20 protein-coding genes and 1 other annotated feature are annotated in these 26,385 nt (G+C 40.2%); of the genes, 17 read left to right on the top strand and 3 right to left on the bottom strand.

The genetic code is table 11. The features are described 5' to 3' along the window. Positions 1 to 23: 23 nt before the first annotated feature. Positions 24 to 464 carry a CopY/TcrY family copper transport repressor gene (locus O3798_RS05150; protein WP_371463748.1) on the bottom strand — a complete coding sequence of 147 codons (441 nt, stop codon included), beginning with the start codon at positions 462 to 464 and terminating at the stop codon, positions 24 to 26. A gap of 257 nt (positions 465 to 721) precedes the next feature. Here O3798_RS05150 and nrdI point away from each other — a divergent pair, with 257 nt between their 5' ends. The 4 genes from nrdI (at position 722) to O3798_RS05170 (ending at position 5,421) form a co-directional block, all read left to right on the top strand. Further along, on the top strand, positions 722 to 1,087 hold the full coding sequence (gene nrdI / locus O3798_RS05155) for a class Ib ribonucleoside-diphosphate reductase assembly flavoprotein NrdI (protein WP_048782326.1): 366 nt from the start codon (positions 722 to 724) through the stop codon (positions 1,085 to 1,087). Beyond that, complete coding sequence (gene nrdE / locus O3798_RS05160; protein ID WP_371463750.1) at positions 1,080 to 3,257, top strand: class 1b ribonucleoside-diphosphate reductase subunit alpha; 2,178 nt, start codon at positions 1,080 to 1,082, stop codon at positions 3,255 to 3,257. The genes nrdI and nrdE overlap by 8 nt, the downstream gene beginning before the upstream one ends. Positions 3,258 to 3,286: 29 nt before the next feature. After that, positions 3,287 to 4,297 (top strand): class 1b ribonucleoside-diphosphate reductase subunit beta, encoded by a 1,011-nt coding sequence (nrdF, locus tag O3798_RS05165; RefSeq protein ID WP_048782322.1) that lies wholly within the window; start codon positions 3,287 to 3,289, stop codon positions 4,295 to 4,297. Positions 4,298 to 5,052: 755 nt separating this feature from the next. Next, positions 5,053 to 5,421, top strand: coding sequence for an Imm51 family immunity protein (locus tag O3798_RS05170; RefSeq protein WP_371463752.1), 369 nt, complete (start codon positions 5,053 to 5,055; stop codon positions 5,419 to 5,421). 40 nt (positions 5,422 to 5,461) lie between these two features. On the opposite strand, the gene O3798_RS05175 is transcribed toward O3798_RS05170, so the two are convergent. Further along, a complete protein-coding gene (locus O3798_RS05175) occupies positions 5,462 to 6,457 on the bottom strand; it encodes a DNA-3-methyladenine glycosylase I (RefSeq protein WP_371463754.1) in 996 nt (331 codons plus the stop codon). Between the two features lie 125 nt (positions 6,458 to 6,582). Here O3798_RS05175 and O3798_RS05180 point away from each other — a divergent pair, with 125 nt between their 5' ends. The 4 genes from O3798_RS05180 to O3798_RS05195 all read left to right on the top strand — a co-directional run bounded on the left by O3798_RS05180 (position 6,583) and on the right by O3798_RS05195 (position 19,371). Further along, positions 6,583 to 7,950 carry a serine hydrolase gene (locus O3798_RS05180; protein WP_371463756.1) on the top strand — a complete coding sequence of 456 codons (1,368 nt, stop codon included), beginning with the start codon at positions 6,583 to 6,585 and terminating at the stop codon, positions 7,948 to 7,950. Between the two features lie 308 nt (positions 7,951 to 8,258). Beyond that, positions 8,259 to 13,271, top strand: coding sequence for a CshA/CshB family fibrillar adhesin-related protein (locus tag O3798_RS05185; RefSeq protein ID WP_371463758.1), 5,013 nt, complete (start codon positions 8,259 to 8,261; stop codon positions 13,269 to 13,271). A gap of 145 nt (positions 13,272 to 13,416) precedes the next feature. Beyond that, entirely contained in the window at positions 13,417 to 17,304 is a 3,888-nt protein-coding gene (locus O3798_RS05190; protein ID WP_371463760.1) for an Ig-like domain-containing protein, read from the top strand. Positions 17,305 to 17,421: 117 nt separating this feature from the next. After that, positions 17,422 to 19,371, top strand: a complete 1,950-nt coding sequence (locus O3798_RS05195; RefSeq protein ID WP_371463761.1) for an alpha/beta fold hydrolase — start codon at positions 17,422 to 17,424, stop codon at positions 19,369 to 19,371. 309 nt (positions 19,372 to 19,680) lie between these two features. Here the strand turns inward: O3798_RS05195 and O3798_RS05200 are convergent, their stop codons facing one another. Continuing rightward, the gene (locus O3798_RS05200) at positions 19,681 to 20,178 is read right to left on the bottom strand and encodes a hypothetical protein (RefSeq protein WP_371463766.1); all 498 of its coding nucleotides are present in this window, start codon (positions 20,176 to 20,178) and stop codon (positions 19,681 to 19,683) included. Between the two features lie 193 nt (positions 20,179 to 20,371). Continuing rightward, positions 20,372 to 20,500: a sequence feature (ribosomal protein L20 leader region), on the top strand. A gap of 44 nt (positions 20,501 to 20,544) precedes the next feature. Here O3798_RS05200 and infC point away from each other — a divergent pair. The 9 genes from infC (at position 20,545) to O3798_RS05245 (ending at position 26,235) form a co-directional block, all read left to right on the top strand. Beyond that, positions 20,545 to 21,048 (top strand): translation initiation factor IF-3, encoded by a 504-nt coding sequence (gene infC / locus O3798_RS05205; protein WP_005605919.1) that lies wholly within the window; start codon positions 20,545 to 20,547, stop codon positions 21,046 to 21,048. A gap of 23 nt (positions 21,049 to 21,071) precedes the next feature. Beyond that, positions 21,072 to 21,272, top strand: coding sequence for a 50S ribosomal protein L35 (gene rpmI, locus O3798_RS05210; RefSeq protein ID WP_005605917.1), 201 nt, complete (start codon positions 21,072 to 21,074; stop codon positions 21,270 to 21,272). 67 nt (positions 21,273 to 21,339) lie between these two features. Continuing rightward, positions 21,340 to 21,699, top strand: coding sequence for a 50S ribosomal protein L20 (gene rplT / locus O3798_RS05215; RefSeq protein WP_005605911.1), 360 nt, complete (start codon positions 21,340 to 21,342; stop codon positions 21,697 to 21,699). Positions 21,700 to 21,785: 86 nt separating this feature from the next. Further along, on the top strand, positions 21,786 to 22,229 hold the full coding sequence (gene rplM / locus O3798_RS05220; RefSeq protein ID WP_039848825.1) for a 50S ribosomal protein L13: 444 nt from the start codon (positions 21,786 to 21,788) through the stop codon (positions 22,227 to 22,229). 13 nt (positions 22,230 to 22,242) lie between these two features. After that, positions 22,243 to 22,635, top strand: a complete 393-nt coding sequence (gene rpsI, locus O3798_RS05225) for a 30S ribosomal protein S9 (protein ID WP_005605904.1) — start codon at positions 22,243 to 22,245, stop codon at positions 22,633 to 22,635. A gap of 353 nt (positions 22,636 to 22,988) precedes the next feature. Next, positions 22,989 to 23,291: a TMEM175 family protein gene (locus O3798_RS05230; RefSeq protein ID WP_006151097.1), complete on the top strand. Its 303-nt coding sequence runs from the start codon at positions 22,989 to 22,991 to the stop codon at positions 23,289 to 23,291. A gap of 280 nt (positions 23,292 to 23,571) precedes the next feature. Further along, entirely contained in the window at positions 23,572 to 23,895 is a 324-nt protein-coding gene (locus tag O3798_RS05235) for a potassium channel family protein (protein WP_048711036.1), read from the top strand. Continuing rightward, on the top strand, positions 23,892 to 24,941 hold the full coding sequence (locus tag O3798_RS05240) for a DUF389 domain-containing protein (protein ID WP_371463768.1): 1,050 nt from the start codon (positions 23,892 to 23,894) through the stop codon (positions 24,939 to 24,941). Before O3798_RS05235 ends, O3798_RS05240 begins: the two co-directional genes overlap by 4 nt. Before the next feature lie 217 nt (positions 24,942 to 25,158). Next, entirely contained in the window at positions 25,159 to 26,235 is a 1,077-nt protein-coding gene (locus O3798_RS05245) for a VanZ family protein (protein ID WP_371463770.1), read from the top strand. The last annotated feature ends 150 nt before the right edge of the window (positions 26,236 to 26,385 follow it).

Below are 26,385 nucleotides of genomic sequence, written 5' to 3' on the forward strand. Positions count from 1 at the left end.
GCTTTAAGCAATAGGTTTTTATGTTAGTTGTGATGGTGATGACAATTGCATTGACCCGGCAAGCAGTTACATGCAACCGTGGTAGGGGCGCTAGCAGCTTTCTCTTTTAAGGCGTTCACTAATTCTTGAATATCATCTTGGCTCAAAGTGGCCTTATCAATCAGAGTATGTAATAAATTTCCATTCTGTTTATGACAAACTTGATCTAAAAGAACATCGGTCTCTTGGTCGAGTTGTGCTTTCTCAGAAATCGTTGCCGAGTAGTGGAATGGTTTCTTTCTGTCATCGATTTGAATATATCCTTTTTTGGTTAAACGGATAATGAGGGTTTTAATCGTCGAGTCACTCCATGAAAATGAGCGTTGCAATTGTTCGATAATATATCCGCTTGTGCTGTTTGGATTTGCCCATAGAACACGCATAATTTGACGCTCAGAAGGGCTCATTGGTTGAAATTCTGTCATAAATAGAACTCCTTTCTATAGGTTTAGTCTACAGTCGTCAACCGTTTTTGTCAATCGTTTTACTTGATTTTTTGAGTACACTAAATGTCGGGGGTGTGTAGTCGGAGTTACTATATTTTGTGTTTCGTAAAAAAAACAATACAAAATGTTGTTAAAATGTTGCAAAAAACTTCTAGGCTGGATATAATTAGTCTCGTGAGTTTCAAGTGAGCTAGAAATACATTTAGCTGTATTTCGAATTCAGAAATGGAGTAACTGTGAAAGTCGTTTATTTATCGCTAACTGGAAAGACAAGACAATTCGTAAAAAAATTGGACTGGGATTTTATCGAGATTTCTAAGAAAAATTCTACAGTACAAATGGAAGAACCTTATATCGTCATTACACCAACTTATGGAGATCAAGTGGCGAATTTTTTTTATGAATTTATTGATTTTGGCGAGAATCGCGCGCTATTAAAAGGGGTTGCCGGTTCAGGGAATCGCAATTTCAATACAAGCTTTTGTTCGAATGCCAGAGCGTTAGCGGCTAAATACCAAATTCCATTGCTGCATTGCTTTGAAAATCAAGGTACAGATAAAGATGTACAAATACTAATAGAAAAGGTGAGAGAGATTGGATAGTCCAAAATTAATTAACAAGACTCAAGAAGTTACATACTTCGCATTAAACAATGAGTTAAACCGTCCAGTTGATGGGAAAATTCCATTGCATAAAGATCGTGAAGCAGTTCGTGCGTTCTTCTTAGAACACGTTAACCCAAATACAGTTTTCTTCTATACATTAGATGAAAAACTCGATTATTTAATCGAACACGATTATTTAGAAGCAGAATTTTTAGGGAAATACAACCGTAAATTCGTTAAGAAATTAATGAAAGAAACGTACAAGAAAAAATTCCGTTTCCGTTCATTCATGTCTGCGTTCAAATTCTACAAACAATATGCAATGAAAACAAACGATGGTCAACGTTACTTAGAACGTTTTGAAGATCGTATTGTATTTAACGCTCTTTTCTTAGCTGATGGCGATGAGCAATTAGCACATGATTTAGCAGAAGAAATGATTACACAACGTTACCAACCAGCGACACCAACATTCTTGAATGCCGGAAGAAAACGTCGTGGGGAACTCGTTTCATGCTTCTTAATTCAAACAACAGACGACATGAACAGTATCGGTCGTACAATCAACTCAGCTCTTCAATTATCAAGAATTGGGGGAGGAGTAGGGGTAAGCTTGTCTAACGTTCGTGCAGCAGGTGACCCAATTAAGAAAATTGAGAATGCATCAAGCGGTGTTGTTCCAATTATGAAATTATTAGAAGATAGTTTCAGCTACTCAAACCAATTAGGGCAACGTAACGGTGCCGGTGCGGTTTACTTAAACGTATTCCACCCAGATATCGTATCGTTCTTATCTACGAAAAAAGAAAACGCGGACGAAAAAGTGCGTGTGAAGACATTATCACTAGGGTTAGTTGTTCCAGATAAATTCTACGAATTAATCAAAAACGACGACATTATGTACTTATTCAGCCCATACGATGTGGAACGTATTTACGGCGTACCATTCTCATATGTGGATATCACTAAAGAATATGACAACATGGTGAACAACCCTGAAATCCGTAAATCTAAATTACGTGCGCGTGATTTAGAAAACGAAATTAGTAAATTACAACAAGAATCAGGATATCCATATGTGGTGAACATCGATACAGCAAACCGTGTAAACCCAATTGATGGAAAAATCATCATGAGTAATTTATGTTCTGAAATCCTACAAGTTCAAGAGCCTTCAGTAATCAACAATGCTCAAGAATATGAACACTTAGGAACAGATATCAGCTGTAACTTAGGTTCAACAAACATCGTGAACTTAATGAAATCTCCTGACTTCGAACGTTCTGTAGATGTAGCAGTTCGTGCGTTAACATTCGTAACAGACCACTCAAGTATCGATGCTGTACCAACTGTTAAAAACGGAAACAGCAAAGCCCATACTATCGGTCTTGGAGCGATGGGATTACACACATTCTTTGCATTAAATCAAATGGAATACGGCTCACCTGAGTCTATCGAAGCGACTGATTTATACTTCAGAATGTTGAACTTCTACACATTGAAAGCAAGTAACAAAATTGCTAAAGAACGCGGTAAATCATTCGAAGGCTTCGAACGTTCTAAATACGCAACAGGTGAATACTTCGATAGCTATATTGCTGAAGATGTACAAATTCAATCTGACAAAGTGAAGAAAATCTTTGAAAAACTTCCAATTCCAACTGCAGAAGATTGGAAACAATTAAAAGAAGACGTGATGAGCGGTGGATTATATCACCAAAACCGTTTAGCAATTGCGCCAACTGGTTCAATCAGCTACGTAAACGAAACAAGTGCTTCATTACACCCAATCACTCGTTTAATTGAAGAACGTCAAGAGAAGAAGACTGGTAAGACTTATTACCCAGCTCCATTCTTATCAAACGACACTTTACCATTCTACAAATCAGCGTACGATATCGATATGCGTAAAGTAATCGATGTATACGCAGCAGCTCAAAAACATATCGACCAAGGTATGAGCTTGACATTATTCATGCGTTCAGAACTTCCTGAAGGTTTATACGAATGGAAAGAAGGACGTACAAACAAGATGACAACACGTGATTTAAATATTTTACGTAACTATGCGTGGAATAAAGGCATCAAGTCAATCTACTATGTACGTACATTTACAGAAAACAACGATGAAATCGGAAGTAATGCTTGCGAAAGCTGCAGCATTTAATGGGAATACGAAAGAAAGGACAAAAGCTCATGAGTACAAAACGATATTTTAATGAGATTCTTTCTCAAAATTCTACGCAACCCGTAGAGTACTATAAAGCGATTGACTGGAACCAAGTTGAAGACATGATCGATAAATTAACTTGGGAAAAACTAACAGAGCAATTCTGGTTAGATACACGTATTCCAGTATCAAACGACTTGGACGACTGGAGAACATTATCTCCAGAAGAAAAAGATGTAGTAGGGAAAGTATTCGGTGGATTAACATTATTAGATACGCTTCAATCAGAAGAAGGTGCAAGCTTAATGAAAGATTACGTGCGCACTCAACACGAAGAAGCGGTATGGAATAACATTCAATTCATGGAATCTGTTCACGCGAAAAGTTACTCAACAATCTTCAGTACTTTGCATACAAAAGCAGAAATCGAAGATATTTTCGAATGGACAAACAACAATGAATACTTACAATTCAAAGCAAGAAAGATTAACGAAATCTATCAAAGTAGAGATGCGTTGAAGATGAAAGTTGCCTCAACAATGCTTGAAACATTCCTATTCTACAGTGGATTCTTTACACCACTTTATTACTTAGGAAACAACAAGCTAGCGAACGTAGCTGAAATCATCAAGTTAATCATTCGTGACGAGTCAGTTCACGGAACTTATACAGGATACAAGTTCCAACAAGGCTACAACGAATTATCTGAGTCAGAACAAGAAGAAATGAAGATGTGGGTATACAACTTATGCTTGGAACTTTACCAAAACGAAGTGAAGTATACGCAATCTATTTATGACCAAGTTGGTTGGACTGAAAAAGTTAAAGTGTTTATTCGTTATAATGCGAATAAGGCGCTTCAAAACTTAGGGTTCGATCCATTGTTCCCGGATACTGCTGAAGATGTGGATCCGATTGTGATGAACGGGATTTCAACTGGGACAAGTAACCATGATTTCTTCTCGCAGGTTGGAAATGGGTACCTACTCGGTAGTGTTGAAGCAATGGATGATGAAGACTATACAAAATGGTTGTAATTTCAACTTAAACAGGTTCCTAAAAAGGAGCCTGTTTTTTTGTTGGTGAGGAGCTGTTCAAAAACACTACGTGTTATTTCGGAGATCTTCATAGTGGTGACAATAGCTACACCGGATTGAGTCTTGGGTCTCAATCCTACTGAGCTTCAAAGGGGCTCTACGAAATAAATTTCGAAGAGTCCCTAATTCACATCAGTTGTACTCGCTATTGTTACCACTATAGACTCCGAAATCTCTTCGTGTTTTTGATTACCAAATATGGTAATTTAGGAATTTGTTTGGTGGAATAATCTAATTGGTTAGTTTTCTCATCCACATTTCAACCCCTCGTAAATTGACCGGTGCTGGTATTAAGTATCGGCTCCTTATGGAGTTCGTAAAACACATCGAAACTTCGGCTACGTTCAATAATTATAAGAATAACTGTACCGCCTCAAGCCAAGGTCTTGAGGCTACCAAGCTTCAAACACTCTCTAGAAAATAAATTTTCAAGAGAGTGTAATTCACATTGGTTACGACCGTTATTCTTATGATTATTGGTATCCGAGGCTCTTTGTGTTTTACCTTAAGCAGCAGGGTGCTTAAGGAATCTGTTTGCTGAAATAATCTATTTTGGTAGGTTCCTCTTCCATTATTTCAACCCCTCGTAAATGGAGAAGTGTTGGGATAGAGTGGGTGCGCGTCATGGAGGAGGCTCGACAAATGGTATGATGATGGGTAGAATAGAGGGAAATGAATGGAGGAGTCGTTAAGGGATGTCATACGAAGAAATCAATAAACAATTAGAACCCTTTAAATTCATGGTGTTCGATGAGGGGACTGAAGATGTATGGGCAACACTTGTGCTCTGGTTAAATGAAGATTATAAACAAAATGTGTTTGGTACAAGACAAGAAGAGGATTTCGTTGGGAATGGGTATGATTGGAACGCTCTAGCAACGGTCTTTCTAGAAGAGAAAATGCCAGAATTAATGGAAGTTCTGTCCTTTGATTCGGAAGCGGGATTGTTCTCAATCGGATCAGAAGATGTGGAAGCAGTGAAGAAGTTTGCTGTTGGATTTAAAGCGTTATGTGATGATGAGGGTGAAATGACAGACTTGTTTAGTCGAGCAATATTAGATTAAAAAAATCACGTTATACCGTATAAGGTATAACGTGATTTTTTTATTTACACGGACAAGTTGTTAAATGGTCGTTTACCATACCAACAGATTGCATAAAGGAGTAGACAATCGTTGGCCCGACAAATTTAAAACCTTCCTTGAGAAGAGCGTTGCGGAACTTTTCGGCAAGGGGCGTGAAGGCTGGAACTTCTGCCATAGTAGTGTATTCATTGATGATAGGTTTGTTGTCAACAAAGCTCCAACAAAAAGCGTCAAAGCTACCATACTTTTCTTGGATAGCAAGAATTGCTTTGGCGTTTGCGATAGCAGCACGAATCTTCAGTTGATTGCGAATAATGCCTTCATTTTGAAGAAGAGATTGGACTTTAGCTTCGTCATACTTAGCAACCGTTTGAATATCGAACTGGTCAAAAGCCTCTCTGAAGTTTTCGCGTTTATTGAGAATCGTAGACCAGCTAAGGCCTGCCTGCATCGTTTCCAAGGTCAATCGTTCGAAGAGAGCTTGGTCATCGTGGCAAGGGACACCCCATTCGTTATCGTGGTAATCCATCATCTTTTGAGAGTGATAGGCCCAAGAACATTTTTCAGGGGTCTGTGGCCAGCCAAATTCAGAAAGAGGGTTACCCGTCTGATAGTTTTCGAGAGCAGCTTTATTAAAATCTGAAATTTTGTCAGGAAGTTTTGATAGAGAAAACCATTTGAATTCTTCAATTTTTCCAGGCTCGCCGTTATGAATTTCAAAGTGAGGAAGTTTTTCAACGTCTACTTGGAAATAAAAATAGAAATAATCATGTTCGTCAAAATGCATATGAAGCGTCGTGTAGAAGGAAAGGGCGCTTGAAGGGATTTCGAGGCCGATTTCTTCACGCGTTTCACGCAAGGCAGCTTGTGTAATGGATTCATTGGCTTCGATATGCCCGCTGACAGTTGCGTCATAATAGCCGTCCATAAATCCTGTATTCATTCGCTTTTGAAGGAGTACCTTTCTTCCTTTTGTAAAGAAGAGAAAGACGGCACTTCTGGTTAAATGTCTCATATTGTCACCTCTAGTTCTAAGAGTAGTCATTTTTCGAATAAATGTAAAGATTTTTTAATATTGAAAGCATTGAAGTTTTGGAAAGGATTTCATATGATGATAGTAAGACATTAGGGGGGAAAATGGTGAAAAAATTACTCAAAATTGCAATCAGTTGTGTCGTGCTTACTGGGATGTTGGCACCAATCACAACTGTACTTGCACAAGAATCAAGTATTACGATTACAAAGAACGAGGGGAATTCTGTATCCGATGCAGATACGCCTAAAGGAGATATCGTGGTGAACTTCTCAAATGGAGAAATTCTCTTTCAGGAGAATCCAGATAGAGTGGTAGATCCAGCCAGTCTGAGTAAGCTCATGACCATCTTTATGGTGTATGATGCGATTAAGAGCGGGAAAATTAAGCTGGAGGATAAAGTCGTTGCATCAAAGAACGACCAAGCGATATCGAATCTAACAAACCTTAGCAATTCGCCCATTGTAGAGGGAGTGGAATATCCAGTTAGCGAGCTGATTAAGATGGCGCTACTTCCTTCGTCAAATGCTGCAGTGTTGATGTTGGCAAATCTGATTAATCCGAATACAGATGACTATGTGGATTTAATCAATCAAAAGGCGCAAGAACTAGGAATGACCAATACCAAGTTTGTTGGAGCATCGGGCGCAGTCACGCATGATTTTGAAGGGTTATATACAGTTCAACGATATCCTTCAACGGAAACGAACCAATCAACGGCTAGAGATTTAGCGAAGATGGTTGTAGCGATGCTAAAGGCGCATCCAGAAATAACAGAAATTACGAAGAATAAAGAATTAACCGTCATGAGTGGAACGCCGTATGCCAAAACGATTACGAATACGAACCATTCAGTAGAAGGGGATTTGTTGGCGTATCCTGGAATCGTTGGATTGAAAACCGGAACGAGTGAAAGAGATGGATTTAATTATATTGGGATCTACAAACAAGACGGTGTAGAGCTGGTTGAAGTGATTCTGGGAGTCGGGCAATTCGCGGATCATCACGGCGAGTATAATCGTCATAAAATCGGGAATGCATTATTGCAATATGTTTTTAAAAACTTCGAGCATAAGACAGTATTTAATCCAGGTACTCAAACAATCGATGGACAAAAAGTAACAGTAGAGCATACGGTTGATGTATACGTAGAAAAAGGGAAAGAACCTGTGTACGCACTAGAAGGAAATACATTAAAAGTCCAAACTCCATATGGGACGCTGTATGGTAAAGAGTTTGCAGTAAAAGTGGAGCCAGCAGCAAGTGATGCGGTGGAATCAACGTATATCGAAACAACTCAAGTAGAAGAAAAAACGCCTAAGGAAATGATTAAAGGCATACTTCGCTTCCTAATGAGAGTTCCATTTATAGTTTGGCTTGGATTATTAGGAGTTTTATTGATTGTAGTAATGATTTTAAAAATTAAGAAGAAAATGAGAAGGAGAAAGGAGCGATTAAGAAGAAGACAAAAGTAGAATCTGTATTAGTTTTAAAAAAAATCTGTACTAATTTTAAGAAAAACCACAGTGGATATGTTGAAAACAAATGAAAACACTAGATGTGGTATTCACGATTTGTTCATATTTGAATTGTCAGAGTTTTGAGTAATCAATTCACAAGTAAAATGTAACCTAATTGTAATGGAAGTAAAGTAGAAATAGTTGGAAAATCCAATTGAATATGGTAATATGTTTAGCTGAATAAGGGTAAAAATTATTTCCTGTTCGGTGAAAATTCACAAATTATCGAAGTTAAAAAATAATCAAAAGGAAAGAGGTATAAGATGTTTAGTTCAAAAAATATTCAAATGAATGAACGTAAAAATCGTTCAAAAGTAACACGTTACGCAATCAAGAAATTAAGCATGGGAACAGCTTCAGTAGCTGTTGCATTAGGTTTCATGTTTGTACAAGGGCAAACAATTGTACACGCGGACACTGTTGAAGCAACATCAGCAGAAACAACAGCAAAACCTGCAGAAGAGAAGAAAGATACGGTCGAAGACGACAAAGCAGTTTATGAAGTTGCCGTAGAAAAACCAGAAGCAACTACTGCAGCTGAAGGAGTAACTCCAGCAGAAAAAACTGAAGAAACAACTGCGGCAGCTGAAAAGAAAGAAGAAACAACAGCCGCAACAGAGAAAGCAGAAGAAACAACTGCTGCTCCAGAGAAAAAAGAAGAAACTACAGTAGCTGAAGAAAACAAACCACGTACGCGTTCAAGACGTGCAGTTGCTGAAGGTGAAGCTACACCTGCATCTGATGATACTGTTGGAGAAGACGTTGTAGACGCAACTTCTACTCCTAAAGTAGAAAAACCAGGTTTTACACCAAAAATTTTAGCAGAACAATTATTAAAACAAGTTTCATGGTTAGACTTTGGTGATAAAGCAAACTGGACTGGCGCTGAAACAACAGCGGATGGCAAATTAGCCCTTCAAGTGGGTGCTACTTATACGAAAGAAGTAATGCCTGGTTATGTTGTAAAAATTAAAGTGAAATCTTTAAAACCATTCCAAGCAACAGAAATTTATAAAAAACGTTTGGAAGAGCGAGGCGCTACAGACGAAGAAAAAGCGACTTACGATCCAAACGCTAAAAATGGTTATATCAACTCTATTGGTGATGCAACAACAAGAAAGGCTTTTAATAATAAAGAAGAAGCACGCGTAATTGCCGACCCTCAAAACCGTTGGACTGAAATTCGTTCAGAAGGAATTGATACAGGAACGAAGAGTACAACGATTTCTTCAGAATTCAACGGTGGAAATATCGGTGTTCAATTTGATATTTCAGCAACTTATAAAGGAAAAGCAGTAAAACCAGCAATCGTTATGGCCGATGGTGAGTCAGCTAACCCAGGTGAGTTAGTACTCTTCACTACAAACGGTTCAGGCTGGCAACATGTTGGGGAATGGTTAAAAAATAATAATAAGAATACGAAAAACTATGTTCCTCAAGATACAGCAGATCTATTTGACCCATCAAAAAATTACGGTAGTGTAAACGTTGATGGAGCTAACATTAGTGCACTTAACTTAAACCTTTTACGTAGAGCAACTGCTGTGGGTGAAGAAGGTAAAACTGTAGCATGGAAATACTATGGAAGTGCAGACTTGAAGACAGGTGGTTTAGGAACAGGCGTATTTGGTCCTAACGTTTCTGCAAGCAGGATTGCAGTACCAATCGTAATGACACGTGGTGCTTCAGAAGTTGGTTTATATATCGCATCTTCAGGTAAACAATCTGCAATGCTTGGTTTCTTACCGTTAGATGAAGGGGATGCACCTGATTCATACGGAATCGCAACTCACGCGATGAACCAAGTCAATGGGGTAACAGGCGCTGCCGTTAACCAACCATACTTTGGAGATACTCGTCCAGATATGGATGAAAACTTAGAGCGTACAGACTGGAAAGGTGACGATAAGGACGGTACAGGCGATGAAGGTATCGACCAAATCTTACCAACAGACTTAAAAGGCAACACAAACGGAATGATCGCATTAGCTCGTACACGTCCAGGTAACTACACGTTAACAGTCCAAGCAAACACTGGTGGAGCTCCTGAAGCTTATGTTTATGGATGGGTTGACTTTAACCAAAATGGTAAATTTGACGAAAACGAACGCTCTGAAAAAGCAACAATCACTAAAGATGGTAACGTAACACTAGAATTCAACAACGGACCAATCCTAAACGATCTTCAATTAGATAAATTAGGAGTGCGTGTTCGTACTTCAACTTATGCTCCAGATATTGAAAGCCCAACAGGAATGTCAATGTCAGGGGAAGTAGAAGACTTCGAAACACAAGTAATCTTCCCACCAAAAGGAAGCAAAAAAGAAACTACAAATCTACAAGGCGTGAAACAAACTGCAACAGTGGAATTCACAGCTCAAGGTAAACAACGTTACTCAAGAACTGAAGATGCAGTGATTGATGAAACAGTTGCACCATTTATCGTAGATGAACAAGGTAACAAAGTGGATTTAGACGCTGAAGGATTTTATGTAGTACCAGGTGAAGGTAAATACCGTGTAACAGGTGCTGGTAAAGACGTTCAAGTGGAATTCATTCCAGAAAACGGCTTTGTTGGAACTGCAGCAGGTATCACAATTCGTCGTCTTGACAACAATGCTGTAGATACTGGTTGGAATACAAAAGATAATTCTCAACCTGTTATCAGTGACCAAACAAACACAATGGATGGTCGTTACATCCCAACAGTAACTCCATTGTCTGAAGAAGTAACTACAGAAGATTTACAAGGGTTAGAACACGACAAAAAACTTACATTTACAAATGGGTCAGGCGAAGTAAAACCTTCTGCTACAACACCAATGGTTATTGTGAATCCGGAAACGGGTGTTCTCATTGGTAATGAAGCTCCAGCGATGAAGGATGGTAAGGTAGTTGGATTATATGAGATTGATCCAATAAATGGAACGGTGAAATTTACGCCAAATAAAGACTTTATTGGAACTCCAGATCCAATTTTAATCCAAGTTGTGGATGAAGCTTCTGGCCGTTCTTTAGCCGGAATTAAATACACACCAACTGTAAATCCTGTAACTCCAGTAGGTGAAAACAAAGAAACAACTGGTAAACAAGGACAACCACAATCTGACACAGTAACATTTAAACAACAATCTGGTGCAGAAGAAAAAATCCCTATGGTTGTGAACGCTGAAAACCCAGCTAAATTCATTGACCCAGCAACTGGTGAACCAACAGATGCGACTGAATTACCAGCAATGAAAGATGGTAAACAAGTAGGTACGTACACAATTGACCCAGCGACTGGTAAAGTGACATTCATACCAAACAAAGACTTCGTGGGAACTCCAGATGCAATCACTGTTCAAGCAAAAGATGCAAACGGAACTCCAGCGACAGCAACTTACACGCCAACAGTTACTCCAGTAACTCCAACTGGTGAAGATAAGACTACAACTGGTAAACAAGGACAAGTTCAAAAAGAAACTGTTAAATTCACTGAAGGCGACTCTGAAGTACCAATGAAGATTGATGCTGATCAACCAGCTAAATTCATTGACCCAGCTACAGGCGAACCAACAGATGCGACTGAATTACCAGCGATGAAAGATGGCAAACAAGTAGGTACTTACAAACTTGATCCATTAACAGGTGAAGTAACATTCACACCAAACAAAGACTTTGTTGGAACTCCAGATGGAATTACTGTTCAAGCAAAAGATGCGAACGGAACTCCAGCGACAGCTAAGTACACACCTACTGTAACAGCTGTAACTCCAACAGCAGAAGATGTGACATCAACAGGTAAACAAGGACAAACTCAAAAAGAAACTCCTAAGTTTACAGAAGGCGACTCTGATGTGCCAATGAAGATCGATGCTGAACAACCAGCTAAATTCATTGACCCTGCAACAGGTGAACCAACAGATGAAACAACATTACCAGCGATGAAAGATGGTAAACAAGTTGGTACTTACACAATTGATCCAACTACTGGTGAAGTAACATTCACACCAAACAAAGATTTTGTTGGAACTCCAGATGCAATCACTGTTCAAGCAAAAGACGCGAACGGAACAGCTGTAACAGCAACTTACACACCAACAGTTACACCAGTAACTCCAACAGGTGAAGATGTTGAATCAACAGGTAAACAAGGTCAAGAACAAAAACAAACACCTAAGTTCACTGAAGGTGACGAAGTAGCTCCGATTACAATTAACGCTGATCAACCAGCTAAATTCATCGACCCAGCTACAGGCGAACCAACAGATGCAACTGAATTACCAGCAATGAAAGATGGTAAACAAGTTGGTACTTACAAACTTGATCCATTAACAGGTGAAGTAACATTCACGCCTAATAAAGATTTCGTAGGAACTCCAGATGGAATTACTGTTCAAGCGAAAGACGCGAACGGAACTCCAGCAACTGCGAAATACACACCAACTGTTACTCCAGTAACTCCAACCTCAGAAGATGTGGAATCAACTGGTAAACAAGGACAAAAACAAAAACAAACACCTAAGTTCACTGAAGGTGACCCAGTAGCACCAATCACAATTAATGCTGATCAACCAGCTAAATTCATTGATCCAACTACAGGCGAACCAACAGATGCGACTGAATTACCAGCGATGAAAGATGGTAAACAAGTGGGTACTTACACAATCGATCCAACAACTGGTGAAGTAACATTTACACCGAATAAAGACTTTGTTGGAACTCCAGATGGAATTACTGTTCAAGCAAAAGACGCAAACGGAACTCCAGTAACAGCTAAGTACACACCAACAGTTACTCCAGTAACACCAACTGCAGAAGATGCAGAAACTACTGACGTTCAAGGTAAGACACAAACAGCGAAACCTAAATTCACTGAAGGTGACTCTGATGTGCCACTTGATGACACAGTACCTGCAACATTCGAAGATGGATCAACTACGAAAGTGATTCCTGGTGTAGGAACATTTACAGTAGCTCCAGACGGAACAATCACATTTGTTCCAGAACCAAACTTTACTGGTGTTGCTCCAGCTGTAACAATTCAACGTGTTGACGTGAACGGTACAGTTGTGAAAGCAAACTATGTTGCAACAGTTACACCAGCTCCTGCTAAACCAGTAGAAGTTGAACCAACTACAACAACACCAGAACCAGCTAAACCACAACAAGAATTACCAAACGCTGGTACAAGCGATGAATATGGAGTATTTAGTGCAGCAGCATTAAGTATCCTAGCATCAGTAGGTTTAGTAGCTACATCTCGTAAAAAAGATGAAGAGCAAGAAGCTTAATTTAAAACATTAAGAACGTCATGGGACTAGGGCAACCTAGCCCCATGTTTTTTTAGTAAAATAAATTGTAGAAATGCGTTGAATACGATAAAATTAAGAGATTAAGTCACTCAAATTTGAAAGAATAAAAAGGAAGGAGGTAGCTATGTTTAGTTCGAAAAACACTCAGATGAATGAGCGTAAAAATCGTTCGAAAGTAACGCTTTATGCGATTAAAAAACTCAGCATGGGAACAGCTTCTGTGGCGGTCGCATTAGGCTTTTTATTTGTGCAAGGACAAAGCGTTGTTTTAGCCGATACGGTTGAAACGACTCAAAGTACTACTGAGGCAAAAGCAGAGGAAACATCTAAAAAAGTAGAAGCAACCACTGAAGAAACAACAACTACCTCTGAGGAACAAGCGCCTCGTACTCGTACAAGACGCGAAGCTGGGGACGCTCCAGCAGCAACTTCTCCAGTTGGGACGGATGTTGAAGATGCTACGGCTACTCCTAAAGTTACAAAACCTGGTTTTACTAAGGAATTATCCCAAGAAGAATTGCTTAGCCAGGCAAGTTGGATTGATTTTGGTGACGTGGCGAACTGGAGTGGAACTACGACTACTTCAACAGGGCAATTAGCCTTACAAGAAGGGTCAACGTATACAAAAGAAATTAGTCCAGGATATGTCGTGACGGTTCGCGTGAAGTCGCTTAAACCATTTAACGCAACGGAAATCTACAAGAAGAGACTCGAAGCACAAGGGGCAACGGCGGCTGAAAAAAATACCTATGATCCAAACGCGAAAAATGGATATATGAATAGTGCGGAAAGTGCAGATGGGAAACGTGAATTCAAGGCGGGAAAAGAAGCACTGATTGTCGGCGAACCACAAGACGCGTGGAGTGAAATTTATAATTCAGGAATCGATACTGGCGAAAAGAGAACAACGATTACGACGCAATATGAAGGCGGAAATGTCGGAGTTCAATTCGAGATTACAGGAACGTATAAAGGAAAAACGGTCAAACCAACTGTTCTTATGACAGAGGGAGATTCGTCTAATCTAGGGGAGTTGTCTCTTTACACAACTAACGGAACGGGTTGGCAGCATTTTGCAGAATGGTATAAATACGATAGCCCTTATACGCTGAATTATTTCCCACAAGATACAAAAGATTTATTCGATCCGAATAAAAAAGTCATCGGATTCAGACCACTGCCGATTAATGGAGTAAACTACCACAGTGGAGAGTTGGCGGCGATTCGTGAGGCTACACAGGTCGGGCCAGATAAGAAACCTGTCGCGTGGAAATACTACGGAAGTCCTGACCAAAAAACAGGCGGACTTGGAACAGGTGTATTTGGACCGAACCTTTCTGCCGGAATGGTAGCTGTACCGATTGTCATGACGCAAGGAGCTACAGAAGTGAGTCTGTATATGGCATCGGCAAGTAAACAGTCTGCCATGATTGGATTCTTACCATTTGACGAAAGTGATGCTCCTGAAAGTTATGGGAAAGCGACACATAGTATTAACCAAGTTCACAATGTGACAGGGGAAGATGTAAAGCAACCGTATCTTGGAGATACACGTCCGGATGTCGATGAAAATGTCGACCGTACGAACTGGAAAGGCGACGATGCAGAAGGTTCTGCGGATGAAGGCATTGATCAAATACTTCCAGCGGACCTTAAGGGGAAAACAAACGGTATTTTAGTGTTAGACCGTACAAATACAGGCGATTTAACCATGTCCGTTGAGGCACATACAGGTGGAGCAGACGAAGCAACATTATATGGATGGGTAGATTTTAACGGAAATGGGACTTTTGATGAGGACGAGCGCTCTGAAAAATTAACGATAAATGGAGATGGCACGGCTACTCTTGTATTTAAAGATGCTTTCAAAAAAGTGAATGCATCGCTGAGTGAACTGGGTGCACGTGTGCGTATCGCAAAAGACGCCACTCAAATTGAGAAGCCAACAGGGATGGCCTTGTCAGGTGAAGTGGAAGATTTCGAAGTACATTTAACCTTCTTACCAAAAGGAAGTAAGACGGAAACGGATGGACTACAAGGAATTCCGCAAACGGGAACAGTGGTCTTCACCCCAAGCGGAAAACAACGCTATTCACTAACCGACGATGCGACTATCGACGAAACAATCGAACCAGTCATTGTTGATGAGACGGGTGCCAAAGGAGCGCTTGACGCGGAAGGGTACTATGTGGTGGCTGGCGAAGGGAAATACAAAGTCACGGGAGCAGGAAAAGATGTGACCGTTACATTTATTCCAGAAGCTGGATTTGTCGGGACAGGCAAAGGAATCACGATTCGTCGAACGGACGATAATGGAAATGATACCGGATGGACGCCAGTGAGCGCGAATGAGACAATCGTAAGCGACCAAACAGGGACCATGGACGGACGGTATATTCCAACGGTTGTCCCAATGTCAAAAGAACTCACGAGTACAAAGGTACAAGGGCTCGTCCACGTGGAAACACCGAAGTTCGAAGGTAAGGATGGAGCTGTTACACCGTCAAGCGAGAAGCCAATGGTCTTAGTAGATCCAAAGACTGGAAAGGCGCTTGGTGCGAGTGCTCTAGCAATGAAAGATGGAAAAGAGGTTGGAACGTACACGGTCGATGAAGCGACAGGAAAAGTAACGTTTACACCGAATAAAGACTTCACAGGAATAGCAGACCCAATCGTTGTTCAGGTGATTGAAAAAGCAACAGGAAAAGCTATTGCTGGCTTGAAATATACGCCAACGGTTACGCCTGTGACACCAACCGGAGAAGACGTAACGTCTACAGGTAAACAAGGAAAAGTCCAAACGGGAACACCGAAGTTTACTGAAGGCGATGCGGAAGTTCCGTTGAAAGTGGACGCAGACCAACCAGCGAAATTCGTGGTAAATGGGACGGCAGTAGAAGACACAACGATTGACGCAACTAAAGAGGGTGCTAAAGTTGGGACGTATACGATTAATCCATTATCAGGTGAAGTAACCTTCACACCGAATAAAGATTTCGTAGGAACGCCAGATGCGGTGAGCGTTCAAGTCAAAGACGAGAATGGCACTAGTGTAACGGCGAAGTACACACCAACTGTAACGGCAGTGACACCAACGGGAGAAGATGTGACTTCGACTGGTAAACAAGGAAAAGTTCAAACGGGAACGCCGAAGTTTACAGAAGGGGATGAAGAAGTACCATTGAAAGTAGACGCCGACCAACCAGCCAAATTCGTGGTGAATGGTTCTGCAGTAGATGATACAACGATTGACGCTCTGAAAGAGGGCACCAAAGTTGGGACTTATACGATTGACCCATTAACAGGCGAAGTAACGTTCACACCTAATAAAGATTTTGTAGGGACACCAGATGCGGTAACCGTTCAAGTCAAAGACGAGAATGGAACTACTGTGACAGCGAAGTACACACCAACTGTAACGGCAGTGACGCCAACAGGAGAAGATGTGACTTCGACGGACGTTCAAGGGAAGACACAAACTGGCAAGCCAATCTTTACAGAAGGGGATGCGGAAGTGCCACTAGATGATAGCATACCAGCTACCTTCGAAGATGGAACGACTGAGAAAGTCATTGCAGGTGTTGGGACATTTACCGTAGCAGCGGACGGAACGATTACCTTTGTTCCAGAAGCAAGCTTTACAGGAGAAGCTCCAGCGGTCACAGTCCAACGAGTGGATATGAATGGGACCGTTGCAAAAGCAAGCTACACAGCAACAGTGACGCCGGCTCCAGTAGATCCCGTTAAACCTGAGGAACCAACGAAACCAGGAAATCCTGCGCAACCTGAAGAACCTACTAAACCAGCTGAACCTGCTAAACCAGTGGTGACAGAACCAGAAGCTCACAAGCAAATGGTTGTAGCACCAGCTATTGAAAAAACAACTCAAACAGAATTACCAAATACGGGTACAACGGATGAGTTTGCAATCTTCAATGCAGCAGCTCTTAGCATTTTAGCTTCATTAGGCCTTGTTGCGGCTTCTCGTAAAAAAGAAGAACAAGAAGCATAATCCATAAACAATACAAAGCGTGAGACTAGAATTCCTAGTGTCACGCTTTTTTGGCGTTGCAAAACTTTCAATATCAGAGTAGACTAGAAAGGTACACACTGAAAAGGAGTGATTTGAATGAAGAAAATCGAACAAAAAGATTTATTCGAGTTGAAAAATGTAGGGCAACCTGTTGTGGCAGGAGATGCTTTCTTTTTTACAGAAACAAAAATGAATGAAAAGAAAAATACGTACGAGACAGCTATCTATAAGTACTCAGCTGACGGCAACGTGGCGTATGGAGACGAAGGGACAGTGAATTCATCGCTGAAAGTCTCTCCAGATGGAAAATGGATCAGCTTCATCAGCAATGCGGGGGAAGAAAAGACTCCACAACTAAAAATCCAATCGGTTCATGGCGGGAAAGCCATCGCCTTAACAGAAGAGAAAAAAGGCGTGTCTAGCTATGTTTGGGCAAAAGATAGTCAGTCGATTGTCTTCCAAACAACAAAGCCAGAGGAAGAAGAGAAGAAAGAGGAATTCCCTCAACCAATCATCGTTGAAAAAACAACGTACCGTTTTGACGGCGGAACATTCTTACCAAACGAGGAAGTGACACAAATCAAAAAAGTGGACGTTGTTACAAAAGAAGTGACAACACTATTCGAATCAAAAGAATCCATCGGACTTCGCGATGTATTGCATAATGGCACAACGCTTGTAGTGGACCGCGATTTATCAAATGTTCGCTGGACATTAGACAGTGCAGAAGCGTGCTACGTGGACGTTACAACAGGCGACATTCATCCAATTCTTGAAGCTGGAACAGATGAGTCTTATCGTTATGTCCTAGATGCAAAAGACGGAGCAGTCCTACAATATAGTTCAGGGAAGCATGGATTTGTAACGCAAGCAGACTTAATCGTGAACTTCGATAGCAAACCAGATGAAGAAGGCCATATTTTAAACTTAACAGCCGACCTCGATGTGGAATGGGGCGACTGGCTCGTGGCGGATTTCCAACAAGCCGTGACAGGAGTTGAGCCACAATGGTTCGATGAAGAAAGCTTTTTAGCGTGCGCAAGCGTGGAAGGAAAAACTGTTCTTTACCGTTTGTATTTAGACGGACGAGTAGAAAAAATCTTCGATGAACTCTTACACCTAACAGGAGCAACCATCATCTCCGAAGACGAGTTATTCATCACGTACTCAACCACAACTGTACCAAGCGTATTAGCGCGCTTAAACCTAACAACAGGCGAAATCACAGACCTTTATAATCCAAACGAAGCGTACTTAGCTGAGCATATCGTTACAACGCCTGAACGCTTCACTTATAAAGGATACGACAACTGGGATATCCACGGATGGTACATGCCACCAGTAGAAAAAGCAGACAAGCATGCGGCAATTCTCTATGTTCACGGTGGACCACAAGTGGCATACGGCGAAAGTTTCTTCCATGAAATGCAAGCCCTCGCTGCAAAAGGTTACGGCGTGATTATGATTAACCCACGCGGAGGTAACACTTACGGCCAAGACTTCGTGAAGAGTATTCTTGGCGACTACGGTAATCACGATTTCGACGACTTAATGATGGGGGTAGACTACATCTTAGAAACACACCCTGAAGTCGACGCGGACCAATTATACGTTGCCGGAGGAAGCTACGGCGGATTCATGACAAACTGGATCGTAACGCACACCGACCGTTTCCGTGCAGCCGTTACACAACGTTCAATCAGCAACTGGATTAGCTTCTACGGCACAAGTGATATCGGCCCATTCTTTGTGGAAAAACAATTGCTTGATGACATTAACAACCCACAACGTTTATGGGAAATGTCACCAGTAGCTCATGCAAAAAACGCGAAGACGCCATTACTTGTCTTACACGGACAAAGTGACTTACGTTGCCCGCAAGAGCAAGGGGAGCAAATGTATATGGCGATGCGTAAAAACAACGTGCCAACAAAAATGATTCTATTCCCTCAGTCTAGCCACGGACTCTCTCGTCAAGGATTACCAAACCTTCGTCAAGCGCGTCTAAAAGCTATTACAGACTGGTTTGAGGAATATTCAAAATAAGAACGTCCTCTCTCAAATAGCAGAAGTTGACTCACTTAACTAACTATTGATTTCGAAGAATCAACGGATTTTATAATAGCTGTAATAGGAAAAAGATTAAATGTGAATTAGCGGACGTTAGAATGAAGTTCTTACGTCCGCTTTGAACATTAAAGGGGAGAGACAATAGGCTCGACCCGGTCTCCTATTACAGCTATTATCAAAAAATCCGTAAGGATTCTGAGAAATCAAATTAAATTAAATAGGGTGAGTCGACATCGGCTCACCCATGTTGCTTAATTAGAATAATAAAGAGTAGAGTTTATTAGCCTAATTGAACAAATTTAAATGTTGTTGCATGGTCTCCGCACTAGACTGCAACTGTTGAAGAGAAGTATTAAAGTCTTTCATCCACTCGGTTGAAACGACTGACAATTTTAACCGCGCTTCGTTTGTCATGCGAAGCAATGTTTCAAGTGACTGTAAAATGTCGTCTGATTCCTTGCCGACAAGTTCCGTTCGGTAAGTAGCAATCAACTGTTTACGGTCTGCTTGAAATTGTTCATACAGTAACCTGTCACAAGACGAAACCAAAAAACAAGTACGAGCAGTTCGGTTTTCCGTATTACAAATCATGATAATATTATCGGCATTCTGAAATCGTTGTTGATGGGGATCTTTATTATTCGGATTGTCACATAACTCCATGGTTTGTGCCTGCACTCGAAACCACTTTAAGCATTTCTCTTCGGGGATACCAAAGCGTTCGAGGGCTCGTTGTTTAAAGTGTTTTGTGAGAGAATACTGTTGAAAATTCGCAAGTCCCATAGCGTACACCTCCTTTCTAAAATTTTCACCTATATTATACTCCTCACGCTAGAGAAAAACACGAAAAGAAGAGTAGATTTGTTGACGAATTTGAGGGAATACTGTATTCTACAAAAAGGAAAAAATTAATAGTGACCTGTAAAGGGATATGTGTTGACAGATTCTCTATTATTTGGTAGACTATTGAAGTTGAGAAAACAAGCAGAAGCATCCCGCTTCTCGCCTAAGTTGACAAGGGTCCTTGGGCTGATAGGAAATGTTCAAGTTTTAAAAAGACATTGGCAGCGGGAGTATTCTATTACTTCCGTTGCTTTTTTGCTTTTTTTCTCTCAAAAATTCTTGGAGGTGAATATCATAGCAAAAGATATGATGGTCAATGATGGAATTCGCGCTCGTGAGTTACGTGTTATTGACAATAACGGTGAACAAATTGGTGTTCAAACGAAAAACGATGCTTTACGTTTAGCAGAACAAGCTGGACTTGATCTAGTATTAGTTTCGCCAAACGCAAAACCGCCAGTTGCCAGAATTATGGATTATGGTAAATATCGCTTTGAACAACAGAAAAAAGAACGAGAAGCTCGCAAAAACCAAAAAGTCATCAATATCAAAGAAGTGCGTTTAAGCCCTACAATTGATGAGAACGACTTTAATACGAAGTTAAAAGCGGCGATCAAGTTCCTTGAAAAAGGCGATAAAGTCAAAGCAAGCATTCGATTCAAAGGTCGTGCCATTACTCATAAAGAGATTGGTCAAAAAGTTCTCGAGCGTTTAGCAGAACAAGTTTCTGAAATCGCGACAGTTGAACAAAAGGCTAAAATGGACGGACGAAGCATGTTCTTGATGTTAGCACCTAAGAATGATAAGTAAAAAAGTAACAGGAGGAAAGTCTCATGCCAAAACAAAAAACACACCGTGGTTCAGCTAAACGTTTCAAACGTACAGGTGGTGGAGGATTAAAACGTTCTCAAGCCTTCACAAGCCACCGTTTCCATGGCAAAACTAAAAAACAACGTCGTCACTTGCGTAAACAAACAATGGTTCACGCTACTGACATCAAACGTATTAAACAACAATTAAGTCAAATGCGTTAATTCAGCACGCAAACTATTACATTTTCGAACAGTCGCAAGAGACTGATAGACCAAGGAGGAATTAATTATGCCACGTGTTAAAGGTGGAACAGTTACTCGTCGTCGTCGTAACCGCGTTTTAAAATTAGCAAAAGGTTACTACGGAGCGAAATCAAAATTATTTAAAACAGCTAAACAAGCAGTCATGAAATCATATATGTATGCTTACCGTGACCGTCGTCAAAAGAAACGTGACTTCCGTAAATTATGGATCGCACGTATCAATGCGGCAGCTCGTTTAAACGGATTAAGCTACAGCAAATTAATGCACGGCTTAAAATTAGCTGGTATCGAAATGAACCGCAAAATGTTAGCTGACTTAGCAGTTAACGATGCAGCTGCTTTCACAGTATTAGCAGACAAAGCTAAAGAAGCATTAGCAAAATAATTTTATTTTCTAGATAATAGATCCACATTTGAGCCCCGTTAAACTCAATGTGAAGAATACCAAGAAAGAAATTGGAGGAAACAATCGTGCGTACAACATACATGGCTAAAGCTAGCACTACAGAACGTAACTGGGTTGTTATCGACGCTACTGATGTGCCATTAGGACGTCTTTCAGCTGTTGCAGCAAGCATTTTACGTGGAAAAAACAAACCAACATTTACACCTAACGTTGATACAGGTGATTTCGTAATCATCATCAACGCTGACAAAGTTGCCTTAACAGGTAAAAAAGCAACTGATAAAGTTTACTATCACCACTCAAACCACCCTGGTGGATTGACTGCTCGTACAGCTGGTGAATTACGTGCTAACAACTCTCGTAAATTAGTTGAATTATCAATCAAAGGCATGTTACCTAAGAACTCATTAGGTCGTCGTCAATTTACTAAATTACATGTTTACGGTGGAGCTGAACATCCACATGCTGCACAACAACCAGTAGCAGTAGACATCCAATCACTAATCTAAGGAGGAAAAAGCATTGGCTCAAGCACAATACCGCGGCACTGGACGCCGTAAAAACTCAACTGCCCGTGTTATCTTAGTACCAGGGACAGGAAACATTACAATTAACAAAAAATCAATCGAAGAATACATCCCATTTGCTTACTTACACGAAGTAATCAAACAACCTTTAAACTTAACTGAAACATTAGGTTCATACGACGTTTTAGTTAACGTTAACGGTGGTGGATTCACAGGTCAATCAGGAGCTATCCGTCACGGAATCGCTCGTGCATTATTAACAGTTGACCCTGACTTCCGTGGAGTGTTAAAAGCTGCTGGCTTATTAACACGTGACCCACGTATGAAAGAACGTAAAAAACCAGGCTTGAAAAAAGCTCGTAAAGCATCACAATTTAGTAAACGTTAAAACTTATTTAAACTTATTGAAAGCATTTCGTATCAAAAATACGGGATGCTTTTTCTGTTCACCCCAAATTTTTGTAACTAGGTGATACTTGAAATTAATACAAATTTGGTTGTTTTTGATAAATCTAAGCAACACTACATGATGAAGTGAAAGGGGATGAATCTTTGATAGTATTCACTTATTGTGAAATATGATATATTTATTAATTAGATGGATGAATACTTCTAGAGTTAAATATAGTATAATAGGGACATACTTTTTGGTTTATTTTTGTTTGTAGTCGGATTATGAAAGAATATCCAATATTATGCGATAAGATAGAATGTTACAAAAAAGAAAGGGGATGCAATCCGATGAAGAAAGACAGATTAATTGTATTGACAGATGCTGTTCTAGCAATTATTATGACCATCTTGGTTTTAGAGTTAGAAAAACCAACAACACCAAGTCTTGAAGCTTTTTGGGATTTACGGCAAAATTTCTTTGCTTGTTTTCTTTCCTTTTTCTGGTTGGGATCGTTATGGATGGCACTAAACACATTATGGGAAAAGGTTGAGAAAATTTCCTCAGAAATTATTTGGTGGAATTTGTTTCTACTCTTGGAGCGGCAGGAGTTCTCTTTGGAGAATTTCATGCCATCCAAGATACCAGTCTGAATGATGTGGTGGACCGGATCTATATAAATGTCAAGGATTTACCGTTTCAGTCCTTGGGAGCTTTAGCTAATATCCTGTCTGATATTAAGAAGGGACTGATTCAAGACAGTCATATCTGGTCTTTCTTCCAGTCATTTTTCAAATAATATCAGTTGATAATCAGCTTAAATCAGATCTATCAGTTTGTCTATCTTTCTCTGATGGAGATCATGTCCTATCTTCACTTTGATTATTGGAAAAAAACGGCTCGGTCAGGAGCTAGTATGAATAAGGAGAACAAATGAAACGTTTAAAAATGTTATGGCATATTATGCAGGTTACGGGTTTTACTCGGTTTGCTCTGAGTTTTGTGGCCTTTGTTTTTGGGTCAGGAGGCGTGCTTTTCCTAGTTGAACCTGCTATCACAAATTACGGAGACGGTCTTTGGTATGCTTTTGTGACTTCGACGACTGTCGGCTACGGGGATCTCCTAGCTGTGACCTTGATTGGAAGGATTACCAGTGTCTTCTTGACGATTTATGGGCTCATATTTTTTGGCTGTTTATCAGCTGTTATTTTTAATTATTATACCAATTTAAATAAGGAAAGAGGAGAGGACAAATGACTGCCAATTATTCAATACGTGAATATCGTGAGAAATTATATGATGATCTTCATGTTCGATTAAGAGATACAATGATTTTGATGTGTGCGATTTTTATTGCCTCTATAGGTCTAAATATGAATTCAACAGCTGTCGTTATTGGAGCCATGCTGATTTCCCCTATTATGACACCGATTGTTGGACTGGGTGTTGGGTTAGCTATTTTTGATACCCGTTTAATCAAACAATCTTTAGTGGTTTTATTTACTCAAGTATTGGTCAGTTTGCTTGTCTCGACTTTGTATTTCTGGATGTCTCCCTTATCTTATGCAAGTAGCGAGTTGATTGCACGAACCTCTCCAACCATTTGGGATGTTCTCATTGCTATTGCTGGTGGGATAGCAGGGTTCATTGGTTCAAGGAAAAAAGAAGCAAACAATATCGTACCAGGAGTAGCCATCGCAACAGCTCTGATGCCACCTATCTGCACTGCAGGCTATGGTTTAGCTCATGGAAATGTACGATTTTTATTTGGGGCTCTTTATCTTTTCTTGATCAACTGTGTCTTTATCATGATAATCAACATTGTTGGAACAAGATTTTTGATGAGAAAATCTCCCTTAAGTTCATTTAATGAGCTAAGCATTAAAATGAGAATTGGGTTGATATCCTTGATTGTATTATTGGTCCTTCCAGCCAGCTATTCAGCAGTCACTCTGACGATGGATCAAGCGCGAAAAGAAGGAATCAAACAGTTTGTAGGAAATGAGTTCGCCAATCATACGGTCATTAATCAAGTCTACAAGTCAACGAATAATGAATTGGTCTTGACGGTTGTTGGAGATCCGATTTCAGAAGAAGAATTAGAAACCATTCGCCAAAAACAAGCCTCTTACGGTATTCAATCTGTTCAATTGAAAGTCAAGCAATTTAATAATTCGACAAAAATAGATAGTGAGACGATCAAGGAATTTTACGAAAACATTGACAAGTATATCGAACAAAAACTCTCGGAAAAAGATTTACAAAACGATCGCGCAAAAGAAAATGAAGCAGACAAGGATTGAGGACGATGAACTGAATAGGTTTTTCTTTCTGGTTGTTTTCTGATAACGGTCAATAAATAGACAAAGTAAGCCTTAAAACGTTAATACGTTATGGGAATTACTCACAAGATCTCAGCACTCTGTATTTACAGGGTGCTTTTTGTTAGTACGAATTATTTATTCACTGCACGTATTTTGGTATAATGCGGATATTAACTTTATTAGTCGAGGAGTATTTATGTCTTATATCAGCACCATTAAAATCGCACTGATTTTATTTCCTATTTTAGCGTTTGTCATTACCATTCCGTACATGATTGCAAACTATCGAAAATACGGTTCGGTGAATAAATTGCGCACGGTTATTTTTTATTCATTTATCTTATATTTACTGGCGGCATATTCATTAGTGAACTTGCCACTTCCTGATCCAGAGACCGTTCATACGACGTACACAGACAAGTTAAACCTTGTTCCGTTTTCATTTGTGGCGGATTTCTTCAACGATAGCCCGTTTGTACTGACGGACCCGTCGACATGGATTGATTCGATGAAATATCCATCGTTCTACATTCCAGCATTCAATGTATTGATGCTCGTACCTTTCGGGGTGTACATGCGTTATTATTTCAAATGCAGCTTCAAGAAGACGATTTTATTAACAGCGTTACTCAGCTTATTCTTCGAGCTCACGCAATTATCTGGATTGTACTTTATTTATCCTGGACCTTACCGCCTATGCGACATCGATGATATTATTCAAAATACGGCGGGTGGCGCACTTGGGTACTTCATTGGCCAGCTTGCGGTTTGGGTTCTTCCTTCAAGAGACGCCATAGATGAGAAATCCTTTGAGGAGGGTACTCACGTATCGAGCATTCGCGTCATGTTGTCGCTCCTCATTGACGCAGCGATTGTCTACGTACCGTATAGCTTCTTGAATACAACTGTTCCAGTTTCTGTATTGTTTGCATTGTATTTTGCCTTGGTACCACTCTTTAATGGAAAAACACTCGGAAGCGCCTTGCTCAAATTCGGAGTAGAGTTCAAAGACAACAAAGCCTTTCGTACAGTACTCAGAGGTATCCTCATCACAGCGTACTTCAACTGGATTCCGCTAGGATTACTCACACTCATGGATGTCTTTAACTTTGAAGCAGAAACACCAGAATTCCTCGTATTATTTGCAGGAACCTTACTCGTATTCGTATTGTACTTCTTAATCATCCTTATCGTGACGCTCTTCAATCGTCGTTTCTTATTCGACCGATTAACAGGGGCAGAGTACCAAAGCACAATTGATAGAAAAGCATAATCGTTTTTCTAAAATGAAATTAACATTTTTAGCATCCCATTTATTGGGGTGCTTTTTTTGTGTAGAGAATTGAGGTCAGTTGACACGGCCGTTGGAGCAACGCGACTTACGGATGTGGCTGCGACGGGCGAAGCCCTAGCCAGGGGGTGT

The sequence above is a fragment of the Granulicatella sp. 20925_1_45 genome (genome assembly GCF_041433555.1).
Taxonomy (GTDB): domain Bacteria; phylum Bacillota; class Bacilli; order Lactobacillales; family Aerococcaceae; genus Granulicatella.

What these genes read in the sequence shown, in the direction of transcription:
- O3798_RS05175 (WP_371463754.1), bottom strand. Translation starts at nt 6,457, where the DNA reads ATGAGACATTTAACCAGAAGTGCCGTCTTTCTCTTCTTTACAAAAGGA.
- O3798_RS05170 (WP_371463752.1), top strand. Translation starts at nt 5,053, where the DNA reads ATGTCATACGAAGAAATCAATAAACAATTAGAACCCTTTAAATTCATG.
- O3798_RS05190 (WP_371463760.1), top strand. Translation starts at nt 13,417, where the DNA reads ATGTTTAGTTCGAAAAACACTCAGATGAATGAGCGTAAAAATCGTTCG.
- O3798_RS05200 (WP_371463766.1), bottom strand. Translation starts at nt 20,178, where the DNA reads ATGGGACTTGCGAATTTTCAACAGTATTCTCTCACAAAACACTTTAAA.
- O3798_RS05240 (WP_371463768.1), top strand. Translation starts at nt 23,892, where the DNA reads ATGACTGCCAATTATTCAATACGTGAATATCGTGAGAAATTATATGAT.
- infC (WP_005605919.1), top strand. Translation starts at nt 20,545, where the DNA reads ATGATGGTCAATGATGGAATTCGCGCTCGTGAGTTACGTGTTATTGAC.
- rpmI (WP_005605917.1), top strand. Translation starts at nt 21,072, where the DNA reads ATGCCAAAACAAAAAACACACCGTGGTTCAGCTAAACGTTTCAAACGT.
- rplT (WP_005605911.1), top strand. Translation starts at nt 21,340, where the DNA reads ATGCCACGTGTTAAAGGTGGAACAGTTACTCGTCGTCGTCGTAACCGC.
- nrdF (WP_048782322.1), top strand. Translation starts at nt 3,287, where the DNA reads ATGAGTACAAAACGATATTTTAATGAGATTCTTTCTCAAAATTCTACG.
- O3798_RS05235 (WP_048711036.1), top strand. Translation starts at nt 23,572, where the DNA reads ATGAAACGTTTAAAAATGTTATGGCATATTATGCAGGTTACGGGTTTT.
- O3798_RS05185 (WP_371463758.1), top strand. Translation starts at nt 8,259, where the DNA reads ATGTTTAGTTCAAAAAATATTCAAATGAATGAACGTAAAAATCGTTCA.
- O3798_RS05150 (WP_371463748.1), bottom strand. Translation starts at nt 464, where the DNA reads ATGACAGAATTTCAACCAATGAGCCCTTCTGAGCGTCAAATTATGCGT.
- O3798_RS05245 (WP_371463770.1), top strand. Translation starts at nt 25,159, where the DNA reads ATGTCTTATATCAGCACCATTAAAATCGCACTGATTTTATTTCCTATT.
- O3798_RS05195 (WP_371463761.1), top strand. Translation starts at nt 17,422, where the DNA reads ATGAAGAAAATCGAACAAAAAGATTTATTCGAGTTGAAAAATGTAGGG.
- O3798_RS05230 (WP_006151097.1), top strand. Translation starts at nt 22,989, where the DNA reads ATGAAGAAAGACAGATTAATTGTATTGACAGATGCTGTTCTAGCAATT.